The organism is Aeromonas sp. s5 (assembly GCF_040907865.1).
Classification (GTDB): domain Bacteria; phylum Pseudomonadota; class Gammaproteobacteria; order Enterobacterales; family Aeromonadaceae; genus Aeromonas; species Aeromonas dhakensis.
Genome location: NZ_JBFOCO010000016.1, coordinates 67545 through 80825, shown reverse-complemented (window position 1 = coordinate 80825; position 13281 = coordinate 67545). Strand labels below are relative to the sequence as shown.

Here is a 13281-nt window from a genome sequence, read left to right as displayed (position 1 = left end):
TTGTTAAAGAGCGTGGCGCTTGTCGCGCTGAGGTGGCGTATAATACCTTCCTCACTTCGAAAGTCAAGCGCTTGTTTTCGCTTTTCTTTCGGCGCTGGCTTCACGAGGAAGCGAGCTCATCAGGTTGGCGTGTTCTGCCGTGCTGGTGAGGGCGCATTATAGGGAGGCGCGCCGCGATGACAAGGGCTTTTTCACCAAAAGAACTCGTTCGCTCAGATATGCAGCAAAGCGGTTCTATTTCGCTCTCATCACCACCATTTCGGGCTTTCATTGGATTTAAATTGAACATTTGAAAAGCCACTTTATAATTGGCTTTTTAAATGTTCAATTAAGGTCTCGCCATGCATCAGATCCTGGATAGCCGCAAAGAGGAGAAAATCGTTCCTCTGTTCCGCCTCGGGTTTAGGCCCTTCTTTCTGCTTGGCGCCTTGTTCTCGGCATTGGCGATGCTGGGCTGGCTGGGGCAACTCAATGGCTGGTTCGTTTTGCCGGGGATTGGCAACCCCATCTGGTGGCATGCTCACGAGATGCTGTTTGGTTTCGGGGCGGCGATCGTCGCGGGATTTCTGCTGACGGCGGTGCAAAACTGGACCGCTCACCCCGGGGTCAGGAGCTGGCCCCTGGTGTTGGTCGTCGTGCTGTGGGCATTGCCGAGGGCCTTGCTGCCCTGGCTGGGTGAGCACAATACCTTCTTAATGGCGGCAGACCTGCTCTGGTTGCCTCTATGCGCCTGGTATCTGGCCAAACCCATAGTGGTAACCAGGCAGTGGCGCAACCTCTTCTTTGTGCCTCTGCTTGTCGTTCTGACCATGCTCAACGCCGCCAGCTGGCTGTGTCAGACACAGTGGGCAGACATGGAACATCTGCTTATCACCACTGTGCTGCTGTTCATGACCCTGATCGCCGTAATGGGAGGACGAGTCATTCCCTTCTTTACCGCCAGAGCCACCGGGATGGAAAAAGCCGTCCCTATTCTCTGGCTGGAGCGGGCTTCCCTTATTACGCTGTGGCTCACCCTGGTGAGCTGGCTGCTGCTGCCTACCCCATGGGCCACCAGCCTCTACTTGCTTCCTCTATATATAGTGGCGGCCGTTTTGCACTTGTGGCGCCAGTTGCGTTGGCGACTGCCGTCCACCCTTGGCCAACCCCTCTTGTGGTCGCTGCACCTCGCCTACCTGTTTATTCCTCTCGGTCTGCTCGCCCTTGGTGCTCTGGCTGCCGGCCTGCCCATCAGCCTGTCGCTGGCCAGCCACTTGCTCAGTGCCGGCTGCATGGGGACCATGATCCTGGGGATGATAGCGCGGGTCTCCCTCGGCCACAGCGGTCGGGCCTTGCAGGTGGGGCGCAGGATCCAGTGCGCGTTCGTGCTGGTCATCATGGCCGCCCTGCTCCGGGTGCTGATCCCGCTGCTTTGGCCTGTCTATACCCTGTACGGCTGGAACCTGAGCGGCCTGGCCTGGAGCCTGGCATATGCTCTGTTTGTCTGGGTCTATACCTCCATACTGACCAGCCCCCGGGCAGATGGGCGTCCTGGCTGACCCGTGAGGGTCAAGATCTGCTGGCCGGATAGTGGATCAGATTGTGGAAGATGGCAGGGGCCACCCCCTGATTTCGATAGCCATGGGGGCGGTCGGCCGCGAAACGCACCGCCTCCCCCTGCGTCAAAGAGCGCCACTCCCCTTCCACCAGCACTTCCATCTGGCCGCTGATGACGATGACATGTTCGGTCACCCCGGGTTCATGGGGTTCTGACTCTCGTTGATAGCCGGGCAACAGAGTCAGCTCAAACAATTCGAAACCAAAACGCCCCTCATAAGGGAAGAGGGGAGCGACCTGCATGCCTTCTCCCGCCGGTTGCTGGCGAATGGCATCGGCGGTGCGATAAAGCACATCGTCCTGCGCCGTGGGAGCCGGCTCGATAAAGCTGGAGAAAGAGACTCGAAAGCCGGTGGCAATCTTCCACAGAGTGGCCACCGTCGGGCTCGACTCCCCCCGCTCAATCTGGCCCAGCATGGCCTTGCTCACTCCGGTCTCCCTCGCCGCCACATCCAGGCTCCAGCCCAGTTCGCTACGCAAGTCCTTCAGACGTTGGGCCAGATGCTGATTCATCTCTTGCATGACTGCCTCTTTGTTGCGCTTGCTTGAATCGCCTTGTGCGCTATAGCGCACAGAGATATAGTCTGAAACAACATTGTACGCAATAACGCACAAGCCGTCACAACCCCACAAGGACGTTACCATGCCCTTTGCCCTTCCCCACCTGGTCGCCGGCTTCATTGCCGTGATGGTCGGCTACACCAGTTCGGTCATCCTGATCATTCAGGCAGCCACGGCAGCGGGGGCCGATGCTGCCCAGCTCGCCTCCTGGCTATGGACGCTGGGCATCGGCATGGGTATCAGCTGCATCGGCCTCTCCCTCTATTACCGCATCCCTGTCTTGACCGCCTGGTCGACCCCGGGAGCCGCCCTGCTCATCACCAGCCTAGGCAACTTCACCCTGGCCGAGGCCGTCGGCGCCTTCGTTATCTCTTCTCTATTGATCACCCTGTGCGGCATCAGCGGCTGGTTCGACCGGCTGATGCGCCATATCCCGGCTCAGCTGGCGGCGGCCATGCTGGCCGGAGTGCTGCTCAAGTTCGGACTGGATCTGTTCAAGGTCGCCCCGGCAGATCCCTTGCTGCTCGGCAGCCTGTTGCTGGCATTCCTGCTCGGCCGCCATCTCTGGCCACGCTATACCATGGTGCTGGTGCTGACAGTCGGGATCCTCATCTGTCTGTTGCGAGGGGAGCTGCAGCTTGACGCCATTCACTGGCAACTGGCCCGCCCGGTCATGGTCTGGCCAGCGTTCTCTTTTGATGCCCTGTTCGGCATTGCCCTGCCGCTGTTCATCGTCACCATGACCTCCCAGAACATGCCCGGCATTACCATTTTGCGGGCCCACGGCTATCAACCCGCCACCTCCTCTCTTATCACCTGGACCGGCCTGACCGGCCTGCTGCTGGCCCCCTTCGGTGGCTACGCCTTCAACCTGGCGGCCATCACGGCGGCCATCTGCATGGGGAAAGAGGTGGATCCGGACGCCAACCGGCGCTGGCCCGCTGCGGTGTGGGCCGGCGGCTTCTATCTGCTGACCGGCTGTTTCGGGGCCACGGTGGCAGCCCTTTTCACGGCCTTCCCGGCCACGCTGGTGACCTGTGTCGCCGGTCTGGCGCTGCTCGGCACCATCGGCAGCAGCCTGCACACCGCATTGCAACACGACGATGCCCGTGAGGCCGCCCTGCTGACCTTCATCATCACCGCCTCCGGCATCAGCCTGCTCGGCATCGGCGCCGCCTGCTGGGGATTGCTCGTCGGCATCATCCTGCATCAAGTCAACCAGCGGAGAAACTGACCTGACCATCTGGGGAGCCCCCCGTGAGACACCGCACATAATTCAGAGAATTTGGTTCACAGCTGAAACTAATTGCCATTAAGTGGTGGCGAGGCACTTCTTCTTCCCCGATGCGTGCCTCATGTCAGACTCATAAACTGGAGAATAATAATGAGGAATCAGGCTGTCATTTTGTTACTGGCACTGCTGGGCGCCACCACCGCCCAGGCTGCCGACACCGATCGGGAGCTGGCCCGCCAGCTCGCGCTGCAGCAGAAGAACCTGCTGCCGCTGCTGAGCAATCAGGAGTACCAGAGCCCGCTGCCCAACCTGTTGCAAAAGGCCAGTCCGCGCCTGAAACGCCAGGCTCGGGATGCCAACCAGGCGGCCATTAGCCGGCAAGGGCTGGACGGTGAGGTCAAGGAGCTGATGCAGCTGCGACTGGCCAACCCGGAACAGGCCGCCGCGCTGCAGCAGGGTGTCGAGCCGCTGGTCGCCTATGTACCGAGCGGAGATGAGAAGAGCTGGAGCGCCATCGAAGCCTTCGACAGCGCCGGCAACCCCGTCTATCTGGATGTGGACAAGGCACCGGCCCGTCCGGTCCTGGTCGTGGAAGCTGATCCCGTCAAGGCCAAGAACGCTGGCCTCAAGGTGATCCGCAAGGCGCTGGCTGCCGCCGACATGCAGGTGGCTCCCCGTGCGGCTGCCAGCACGGCGCCGCTCAAGACCAGCATCCTGAAGAAAATTCGGTTGAAGGATGATCAGGAGCCCTGGCTGCTGGGTGCGGCCGAAGTGTATGCGGTGGTCGCAGGGGTCAATCCCAGCCGGGATGAGCCCGTGGTCGACATCGTCGACATGCCCTATCTCGACTATGACAACACCGACTACACCCCCAACCAGATCCTGGTTTACTGGGATCGCTATCGCTGGGGTGCCGTCGACATCGTCATGATGGAGCAGGACGACAACGTCAACTACAAGGAGCTGAGCGGCCTGTTCATCGATGCCCTCAAGCTGGCCTTCACCGCTGGCGGCGTGCCCGAGGCACTGCCCTTCCTCGATCTCGGTGGCCGCATCGTCAAGGCGCTGCCCGACTCCTGGATGACCAACAACGATGACTATCTGGATACCTTCTACACCCTGGAGCAGGACCAGAGCTATCACCAGTACCCCGGCGCCGCCGGCAATGCGGTGATCGATCTCGAACCCAAAGAGATCGCCCCCACCAGACCCTGATTGGTCGCCATAGCAAAAAAGCCAATGAGCAGCTCATTGGCTTTTTTTGTACCCGCGATCCGTTACGGCTGGCCTTTCGGCCTCACCCCCAGGGTATGGCAGATGGCGTAGGTCAGCTCGGAGCGGTTCAGGGTATAGAAGTGGAAATCCTTCACCCCCTCCTGACTCAGCACCCGTACCTGATCGATGGCGATGCTGGCCCCCACCATGTTGCGGGTCATCTGATCGTCATCCAGCCCTTCGAAACGCTGATGCATCCAGCGCGGGATCTTCACGTTGGTGAAACCGGCAAACTTGGCCAGGGTCTGGTAGTTGGAGACCGGCAGGATCCCCGGCACGATTTCGGCATCGATGCCGATGGCGGCGCAGCGATCCCGAAAACGCAAGTAGGTCTCGACGTCAAAGAAGAACTGGGTAATGGCGCGGTTGGCACCGGCATCGATCTTGCGCTTGAGGTTGAGCAGATCCGACTGCGCACTGCGCGCTTCCGGGTGACCTTCCGGATAGGCGGCCACTGAAATATCGAAGTCCGCTTCGGCCTTGAGCAGGGCTACCAGGTCGGTGGCATACATCTCCGGCTTTTCCAGCCCCTGGGGCAGGTCGCCGCGCAGCGCCACGATATGGCGGATACCGCTGTTCCAGTAGTCGCGAGCAATGGTGCGCAGCTCGTCGCGGCTGGCGTCAATACAGGTCAGGTGCGGGGCGGCGATCAGACCGGTCCGCTCCTTGATGTCCTTGATCACCTTGTGCGTGCGATCCCGGGTGCCCGAGTTGGCACCATAGGTCACCGACACGAACTTGGGCTCCAGCACCTTCAATCGCTCGATGGATTGCCACAGGGTATTTTCCATCCCTTCGCTGTTGGGCGGAAAAAACTCGAAACTGACCGAAATGTCGCCACTCAAATCTGCCAGACTCTGGTTGAGTGCCTCAACCTGACGTGCGCTGTGAAATCCCATCTGCTCTCTCCCTGCCCTGCAATCCATTTCTCTACGTCAAAACGGATGTTTGGACGTCTAAACGTCTTTCTATCTTTATGAGAAAATGACACAAAGTCAACACTGTTTTACAGCGAGATGAAGGCCGCCGATTTTTATTTGGCAATAAAGCCAAAGTAACGATTGGCACCCCATCCCAAAATCCGGCGAGTCGCGTTATGATGAACGCAGATCGTCCTGGACGTTCTGAATCTGCGTGTGATTGTTTGGCCGGAGGTTTCTCCGGCCCCTTTTCAACCTCTTCCCCTTCCTGCCGATAACCAATTGAACCATTCGCAGGAGCATCATCATGGACACACACCCCGGCTTTGCCACCGACTTGCTGTTCGATCGCTATCAGGGCAACGTGGTCGACCATGAGCAGTTCTGGGCCGTGCGCACTCCCGATGCTCCCGATTACTACTTTGGCAACTATCTGCTGCTCCCCTTTCCCCCCAGCGATCACGACAAGGGCTGGCTTGAGGCCAGTTTCGACAAGCTGATCGGGCAGGATCCCCGGGTCAGACATCGCACCTTCCAGTGGCCTCTCGCGGCCGGTCAGAACAGCCGGGTCGCCGGCTTCGTGGCGGCGGGATACCAGTACATGGAATGCGTGGTGCTGGCACTGGAGGCCACCGACTGGCAACCGCCAGCCGCGACGGTGGCTGCGCGCCCCTTTACTCCTGCCGACTGGGACGAGTGGCTGGCCTTTGAACTGGAAGAGCGGGATCCCGGCCATTCGGAGCAGAGCTACCTGCCCTATCTGCAGTCACGCCGCCAGTTGTATGAGGCGATGATCGGGGACGGGCTGGGTCAGTGGTGGGGGATCTGGCAGCAGGAGCAGCTGGTCGCCAGTTGTGGTCTCTTCTTCACCGACACCCTGGGTCGCTTCCAGCTGGTGCGCACCCGGCAGGCATGGCGCAATCAGGGGTTGTGCCGCCAGCTGCTGAGCCAGGTTGCCCGGCACGGGCTGACGCGGGTCGACCGGCTCATCATAGTAGCCGACGAGCATTATCATGCCCAGCGGGTCTATCGCTCGCTCGGCTTTGCCCCGGTGGCCCGCATTGGCAGTCTCTGCCGCTGGCACCGTACGGAGCAATAAATCAGAGCACAGGCAGCAAAGAAAACGGGAGGCGACAGCCTCCCGTTGTATATCTGCCGGCAGCTATTGCTGCGGCGTTTCCAGCTCGTTGGAGAGCGCCTGCTCCACCTCCGCCGACGGCGCCGGTAGCGGGGCTGCCGCCGCAGATGCCGCTGTGGCAGGCGTTGCTGACGGCGCCGGGGCGGCTGGTGTATTTGTCACCGCCGGCGTCGCGGCAGGTGCAGCAGCAGGCTCGGTGGTCGCCGCTGCGGCCGACACTGCAGGCACGGCGGCAGGAGCGTCACACTGGCAATCAGCCCCTTTCACCTTGTTGCCCTGATGGGGCGGATACCAGCCCTTCAGGCCCTGCTCCAGCCGATCGGCTGCCGCCTTGGGCTCCATCTTGCCGAGCAGCACGGCCTGACTCACTTCGGCCAGCTCGTCACCCAGCTTGGGCGTACCACGGGAGAGGATCTGGGTGGCCACCCGGATGGTGGAGTCGCACTGATCCCGCCACTCCATCATCTCCTTCGCCGCCGGGTTGGTGACCTCGAAGAAGTGGTTGGAGAGGGAGAAGAAACCGGGCAACGAGTTGGTATAGAGCTCGGCGAACTGGGGCGTGGTCAGCCACTGCAGGAAGGCCATGGCCGCCTCCTTGTTTTTGCTGGCCGGGTTCATGCCCATCCCGATGTCGGTGTGATCGGTAAAGAAGCAGCCATCGCCCTGTTTTGCCACGGGCGGGCGCATCACGCCAAAGTCCACCTTGCCGGTGAAGGGGGCGATCTCCCAGGAACCCGCCACGTAGAAGGCGGCCTTGCCCGAGGTAAACAGCTCGTTGGTCGCGGCATAGTCACGGCTCTCACCGCCTTCGCCGAGGTAGGGTCGCCAGCGCGCCAGCTCCTCGAACACCTTGATGTAGGGCGGGTTGTCAAAACGCTCCTGCCCGCCGATCAAGGCCAGCCTGCCATCCTCCCCCTTCCAGTAGTTGGGGCCTATGTTCTGGAAGCCGAGCTCGGAGGATACCCAGCTTTCCGAGCCACTCATGGCGAGCGGCACGTAGCGGCCATCGGCCTTCACCTTGTCCAGCGCAGCGAAGAAGGCATCCCGGGTCTGCGGCACGCTCAGCCCCAGCTCGCTGAAAATCTTCTTGTTGTAGAAGAAGCCATGAATCACCGAGGCCATGGGCACGCAGAAAGTCTGGGCGCCGGAGTCGGTCTGCCAGGGAGACTGGGCAAAACTCGGGAAGTTCTCCATCCCCGACATCTCGGTCAGCTCCGCCAGATGGCCCGCCTTGAACAGGGCCAGGGAGTCGTCGAATGGCCGGCAGGTGATGAGATCCCCCGCCTTGCCCTCTTTCAGGCTGGCCCACAGGGTCGGCATGTAGTCGACGTTCTGCACCCCGTTGAACTTCACCTGGATGCCCGGGTGGGAGGCCTCGAAGGCAGGGATGATCTTCTGTTCCCACAAGGCCTTGTCATCTATCCGCCAGCTCTCGATCACCAGCTCGCTGGCCATCAGCTGACCACACAACAGGAGACTCAGGGCCCCGATCCACTTGTTAGACATAAGCCCTCCTAAACCTTGAAATGTGCGATCAATTGCTGCTGCTTGGCCACCAGATCTGCCAGCACCTCGCTGCTGCTGGCCGACTCCCGTGCCTCCCGCTCGGTCTCGTAGGCCACCTCGGCGATGCCGGAGATATGGCGTGCCACCCCCTGGCTGACCGAGATCTGCTCCTGAGCCGCGTGCGCCACCTGATCCGCCATCGCCTTGATAGCGCTCATCCGGTCGGCGATGGACTGCAGGGCCGCATCCATCTCCCGGGTCTGTTCGACACAGCTGTGAGTCTGCTCCTGGCTGCGTCCCATCACCTCCACCACCAGCTTGCTCGAGCTCTGCAGGTTTTCGATCATCGCCTGGATCTCTTCGGTCGACGTCTGGGTCCGGTTGGCCAGCGCCCGCACCTCGTCAGCCACCACGGCGAAGCCGCGGCCGGCATCACCGGCCCGCGCCGCCTCGATGGCCGCGTTCAGCGCCAGCAGATTGGTCTGTTCGGCGATGCTGCGGATCACGTCGAGAATGCTGCCGATGTTGTCGCTGAACTCGCCCAGCTTGTAGGTGATACCGACGGCCTCCTCCATGGCTCCGGCCAGTTGTTCCGTGATGCGACGGGTTGTTGCAACCTTCTGACGGCCGGTTCTGGCTTCGTCATCCGCCAGATCTACTTCCCGCTTGGTGCCGTCGGTGGAACGGGCCACCTCGGTGGCGCTCACCTCCAGCTCGGTGATGGCGGCAGCCACCTGATCGGTCTGGCTCTTCTGATCCTGCACCCGGGATACTGCCCTTTCGCTTATCTCGGCGGCGCGGCTCGCCTCCTCCACCAGATGACGGGAGCCGGCATTGATCTGGGAGAGCAGTTCGCCGGTTTTGCCGGCCAGCACGTCGATGGAACGGGCCAGGGCGCCGAATTCGCAGCTGCTGCGGTAATTGATGCGGCGGGTCATGTCCCCGGCCGCCATGTAATCCAGCTCCTTGTTGATCATCTGCAGCGGGCGCTGAATGCTGCGCGCCGTGGTATAGCCGATGATGAGGGCGGCGGCAGCCGAGATGGCGGCCACGATCAGGATCCAGAAGCTGGCACTGCTGACCGCATCATCCGCCGTGGTGCGGCTCTGGCTGGCGATGGAGCCGGCCGACTGTCCCATCTCGTCGAGCAGCCCCAGGCTGTTGATCAGGCTGGCATCGAGCTGCTGATTGAGAGTCTGCAACGAGGCAGCCAGCTGCTGGGCATTGCGCATGGTGGCGAGCAGCCCCTGCGGGCCGAGCGCCAGCTCCTGCATCCGGTCGAGGTTGGAGACGAAGCGCTGCTTCACGTCATCCGGCACCAGCACCCGATCGAGCCGCTTGCGCGCCATCTCGATGTCCTTGCTCAGCACCTTCTCCAGTTCGTTGAGGTCGGTCTTGGCATCGGCCCGGCGAATGTTCTTCAGGTCGCGCGCGATGCCCGAGGTAATGAGCTCCGCCTTGTTGCGCATGGAGCGCTTGCTGGCCGTCTGCTGCAACAGCAGATCGGCCGCCCATTGGTAGGTGTCCTCCAGCCGGATGAAGGCAATCTCCAGCTTGTGGCGCTGATCCTGGGCATTGACCCATTGGCTGTGCTGGGAGAGCACCTGTTCGGCCAGGCCGTAGAACTGTTTGGTGGCGGTATCGACCTGCTGGAAGCGGGAACCGGCCTCGGCCACTCCGCTGAACTTGTCCATCTCCTGGCTCAGCTGACTGAAACGCGCCTGCTGCTCCTTGAACTGACTGGCCAGCTGCGGTAACTGACTGCCATCCTCATTGGTCCGGTAGACCAGCACCCAGCGGTTACTGTCCTGCAAGGCGCCCTTCAGACCGGCCACCGCAATCACCAGGGGGGTTGCCCGGTCGGAGACCTGCGACAAACCGTCGTTGATGCCCCTGATCTTCAGGGTGCTGATCACACCCAGCAGGATCAACAGCAGCAGCATCAACACAAATCCGGCGATGATCCGCTGCACAATAGATAAACCCATGGAGACATCCTCACTCGTGGGGGAAAGGTAACGTGAACATAGACACTATCGGCACAAGGGGCGAATTATAGAGGGGAGACAGAGGGTATTTTATTGATCTATATGGGGTTGGATCACAGTTGGCGGGGAGTGGCCTGACCGTAAAAGGGCCCGGGCTGTGCCGGGCCAAAGAGACATGCTAGCTGTAATGGCCCGTGGGGAGGCCAACCCTGTGTCCTATCAGAAGCGATAGCCGACACCAAACATGAAGGCCATGGGATCGATGGAGGTATTGATGGTCCCGACGGCGGTGTGCACATCGGTATCAATATCGATGATCCAGGCGGAAGCGTTGACGAACCAGCGGTCATTGATCGCCATGTCCAGACCGACCTGACCAGCCATGCCCCAGGAGGAGTCAACGCTCACGTCGGTACCATCCAGCGCACCGCGGCCCTGCTCGTCGAAGAAGGTGGTGTAGTTGATACCGGCACCGATATAGGGACGAACCTTGCTGTTGGCATCACCGAAGTAGTACTGCGCCATCAGGGTCGGCGGCAGGTGCTTGACCTTGGCCACTTCGCCCAGACCGGCGGTGGAGACTGAGTGGGAGAAGGGCGTGGCCGCCAACAGCTCGACACCCCAGTTGTCGGTGATCAGATAAGAGAGCGTCAGACCCAGCTGCATATTGCTGTCGATTTCCAGCTCGCCGGTACCCAGCACGTTGTCACTGCTCGTTTGCGGAGAAACGAAAGCCAGGCCGCCACGCACCAGAAAATCGCCGGCCTGGTGAGCCATGGCGACGGGGGACGCAAGCGCTGCTGCGATCATCAGAGGAAGGATCTTTTTCATCACGTATTCCTTTTAGTTTTCGTTTTATATGTTGCAAGCCCGAAAACTATAAAGGGATGTGAATGCCGAGTTATTGATTTAGCTCAAACGTTACCAAGAAATAGATAGATGTGTACAGCAGCTTCCAACCATGCTGAGCATCGAGAAAAACATCAAAAATATCAAATAAAAACAATGAAATGGATAGATTCTCCGCCTTACCAACAACAATAAGAAATAATTTCCATATATCTTATTGCGGATAAAAACGACTGAAAACGGTTGTTTCACTCGTCCAACAAGAGTATTTTTGCGGGCCATGTAGCCGGGCTGTAAGTAATTCTTTATGAAACCACAAACCAGAAGGGACAAAATAGTAGCCATATTGGCAGCCATCTGGGGCATTGGCTCTTTTCTGTTTATTTTGCTGGGTTTCGTGCTCGGCATGGCCTTGCTGATCCTGACCCATTAGACCGGTTGGTTGGCGTGGGAGGCCTGGCACAACAGCCACTCCCCTTCCGCCAGCTGCTCCGGGCTCAACCTCCACTGTGCCCGCCCCAGCTCGCCGCTGTATCCACGCCAGCGATCCCGGCCCTCCTGTTTCGCCCGGTACAGGGCCATGTCCGCCAGCTTGAAACTCAGACTCCAGAAAGAGTCCTCCAGCTCCGCATGCAGAGGATAATCGCAGAATCCCAGCGAGACGGTCATGCGCAGCGGCAGCTCCTCCCGTCCGAAACGGCAGTCGGCGATCTTGCGGCGCAGGCGCTCGATCCGTTCCGCCACTTGTCCTGGCTCCTCTCTGACCAGCAACAGCATGAACTCCTCGCCACCCAGCCGGATCAGCGGCTCCTCCTCATCCAGCGCCCCTCGCAGCAGTTCGGCCAGCTGACATAACAGCAGATCGCCGATGTCATGGCCGAAGCGATCGTTGACCCGTTTGAAGTGATCCAGATCCAGGATCACCAGCACCCAGCCTGCCGCCGGATCCTGGCGGTTCAGCAACCACTCATCGAGATAACGGCGGTTGAAGGCATGAGTCAGTGGATCCGTATAGGCGGCGACCTCCATGCGGGAGGAGTGGGCCTGCAGGGCACTGTGGTGCAGGCTGATCCTGGCCGCCATCTCGCGGAATTTGCGGCTGAGCAGCGCCATCTCCTGGCTGCTGTCGATGATGGGCAGCACGCTCGCGTCCTGCTTTTCGGTAAACTGGTGCAGCGCCCCCACCAGCTCGCCAATCGGCCCCAGCACGATGGCCCGCAACCGGGCCAGTGCCATCAGAATGCAGGCGAAGCTTATCAGCAGCATGCCGATGAAGGTCCAGATCGCCCCCTCCATCGCCCCCAGCAACACGTCCCGCTCCTCGTCCACGATCAGGGTCAATACAGGCTCGCCGTCGTTGTCGAGCAGCAACCCCTCCCCTCTGACCTGCTGCAACCCGAGATCGACCAGCCGGTAGCTCATGTGCGGCCCAAGCGGCTTGAAGGAGCCCAGATGCTCGCGCGTTCTTGGCTGGGCTATGGTCAGCGTGAGCGCGGTCCGTTCCCCCAGATCCTGCAGATAGCGCTTGTCCAGCCAGCGAGTCGCCAGCAGATAGCCGTTGGGTTTGACGCTGCCGAGGGTATCGGTCACCGGCTGCAGCGAAAAGATGAGCGGTCCCCACTGGGAGCGCCTGACGCCACTCAGGCTGCTGATGCCCGCCTGCCGTGACTCGCGCAGCAGCTGCAGCTTGAGATCGTCCAGAAAGGAGGGCAACAGGGTGGTATCCGTGTCCGGCGCATCTGGCAACAGGGTGCGGGTCCAGACCTCCGAGCCCTGCAAATCCATGTAACTCAACACGTTGAGTTCAAAGTCCCGCATCGGGGTGTCGACCAGTAGATTGGAGTTGATGTAGGCCTGGTTGGGGTGGGCCAGAAAATGGTAGCTCTGATCCCAGATCCCCCAGTCCCGGGTAAAAGCATTCATGGCGCCGATGTCGTTCTGCACCGCCCTGATCACCCGCTGCAGGTGCTCCTCCATCCGTCGCTCCTCGACCCGCTGCGCCGCCGGCACCTGGGCCAGTGCGATCACGATGAGCAGCATCAGGATGGCTCCGGCCCAGACCGGAAACATGGAGTAGGCCAGCAGATGGTCGATGGAGCGGGACGGTTGAGCCATGGGCGCCAATATCCTTTGAATGGCAATGCGAAGCGGGAAGGGTCTTGCCCCAAGTATGGAGGATAGGCCCGCCGAGAGGTCACTGAATTACCACAATAA

General features: G+C 60.6%; 10 protein-coding genes. 4 read left to right on the top strand and 6 right to left on the bottom strand.

Features of this window, described 5'->3' with window-relative positions:
* Nucleotides 1–341: 341 nt before the first annotated feature.
* Nucleotides 342–1538 (top strand): NnrS family protein, encoded by a 1197-nt coding sequence (locus AB5Y94_RS10695; protein ID WP_368205482.1) that lies wholly within the window; start codon nucleotides 342–344, stop codon nucleotides 1536–1538.
* 10 nt (nucleotides 1539–1548) lie between these two features.
* On the opposite strand, the gene AB5Y94_RS10690 is transcribed toward AB5Y94_RS10695, so the two are convergent.
* On the bottom strand, nucleotides 1549–2118 hold the full coding sequence (locus AB5Y94_RS10690) for a helix-turn-helix domain-containing protein (protein ID WP_368205481.1): 570 nt from the start codon (nucleotides 2116–2118) through the stop codon (nucleotides 1549–1551).
* 121 nt (nucleotides 2119–2239) lie between these two features.
* On the opposite strand from AB5Y94_RS10690, the gene AB5Y94_RS10685 reads away from it, so the two are divergent.
* Together AB5Y94_RS10685 and AB5Y94_RS10680 are read left to right on the top strand one after the other, a co-directional pair.
* A complete protein-coding gene (locus tag AB5Y94_RS10685; RefSeq protein ID WP_042006060.1) occupies nucleotides 2240–3391 on the top strand; it encodes a benzoate/H(+) symporter BenE family transporter in 1152 nt (383 codons plus the stop codon).
* Between the two features lie 150 nt (nucleotides 3392–3541).
* Nucleotides 3542–4606, top strand: coding sequence for a DUF3103 family protein (locus AB5Y94_RS10680; protein WP_005306028.1), 1065 nt, complete (start codon nucleotides 3542–3544; stop codon nucleotides 4604–4606).
* Between the two features lie 62 nt (nucleotides 4607–4668).
* Here AB5Y94_RS10680 and metF read toward each other — a convergent pair whose 3' ends face one another.
* Entirely contained in the window at nucleotides 4669–5565 is an 897-nt protein-coding gene (gene metF, locus AB5Y94_RS10675) for a methylenetetrahydrofolate reductase (protein ID WP_005306036.1), read from the bottom strand.
* 328 nt (nucleotides 5566–5893) lie between these two features.
* On the opposite strand from metF, the gene AB5Y94_RS10670 reads away from it, so the two are divergent.
* Nucleotides 5894–6685, top strand: coding sequence for a GNAT family N-acetyltransferase (locus tag AB5Y94_RS10670; protein WP_368205480.1), 792 nt, complete (start codon nucleotides 5894–5896; stop codon nucleotides 6683–6685).
* A gap of 63 nt (nucleotides 6686–6748) precedes the next feature.
* Here the strand turns inward: AB5Y94_RS10670 and AB5Y94_RS10665 are convergent, their stop codons facing one another.
* The 4 genes from AB5Y94_RS10665 to AB5Y94_RS10650 form a co-directional block, all read right to left on the bottom strand.
* Entirely contained in the window at nucleotides 6749–8230 is a 1482-nt protein-coding gene (locus tag AB5Y94_RS10665; RefSeq protein ID WP_005306042.1) for an ABC transporter substrate-binding protein, read from the bottom strand.
* Between the two features lie 8 nt (nucleotides 8231–8238).
* On the bottom strand, nucleotides 8239–10218 hold the full coding sequence (locus AB5Y94_RS10660) for a methyl-accepting chemotaxis protein (protein ID WP_005306046.1): 1980 nt from the start codon (nucleotides 10216–10218) through the stop codon (nucleotides 8239–8241).
* A 219-nt stretch (nucleotides 10219–10437) separates the two neighbouring features.
* Nucleotides 10438–11049: an OmpW family outer membrane protein gene (locus AB5Y94_RS10655; RefSeq protein WP_005306049.1), complete on the bottom strand. Its 612-nt coding sequence runs from the start codon at nucleotides 11047–11049 to the stop codon at nucleotides 10438–10440.
* Nucleotides 11050–11496: 447 nt separating this feature from the next.
* Complete coding sequence (locus tag AB5Y94_RS10650; RefSeq protein WP_368205479.1) at nucleotides 11497–13182, bottom strand: diguanylate cyclase; 1686 nt, start codon at nucleotides 13180–13182, stop codon at nucleotides 11497–11499.
* Between the last annotated feature and the right edge of the window lie 99 nt (nucleotides 13183–13281).

Bases quoted from the DNA above. Each gene is read 5' to 3' on its own strand.
- AB5Y94_RS10695 (WP_368205482.1), top strand. From the start codon at position 342: ATGCATCAGATCCTGGATAGCCGCAAAGAGGAGAAAATCGTTCCTCTG.
- AB5Y94_RS10690 (WP_368205481.1), bottom strand. From the start codon at position 2,118: ATGCAAGAGATGAATCAGCATCTGGCCCAACGTCTGAAGGACTTGCGT.
- AB5Y94_RS10685 (WP_042006060.1), top strand. From the start codon at position 2,240: ATGCCCTTTGCCCTTCCCCACCTGGTCGCCGGCTTCATTGCCGTGATG.
- AB5Y94_RS10680 (WP_005306028.1), top strand. From the start codon at position 3,542: ATGAGGAATCAGGCTGTCATTTTGTTACTGGCACTGCTGGGCGCCACC.
- metF (WP_005306036.1), bottom strand. From the start codon at position 5,565: ATGGGATTTCACAGCGCACGTCAGGTTGAGGCACTCAACCAGAGTCTG.
- AB5Y94_RS10670 (WP_368205480.1), top strand. From the start codon at position 5,894: ATGGACACACACCCCGGCTTTGCCACCGACTTGCTGTTCGATCGCTAT.
- AB5Y94_RS10665 (WP_005306042.1), bottom strand. From the start codon at position 8,230: ATGTCTAACAAGTGGATCGGGGCCCTGAGTCTCCTGTTGTGTGGTCAG.
- AB5Y94_RS10660 (WP_005306046.1), bottom strand. From the start codon at position 10,218: ATGGGTTTATCTATTGTGCAGCGGATCATCGCCGGATTTGTGTTGATG.
- AB5Y94_RS10655 (WP_005306049.1), bottom strand. From the start codon at position 11,049: ATGAAAAAGATCCTTCCTCTGATGATCGCAGCAGCGCTTGCGTCCCCC.
- AB5Y94_RS10650 (WP_368205479.1), bottom strand. From the start codon at position 13,182: ATGGCTCAACCGTCCCGCTCCATCGACCATCTGCTGGCCTACTCCATG.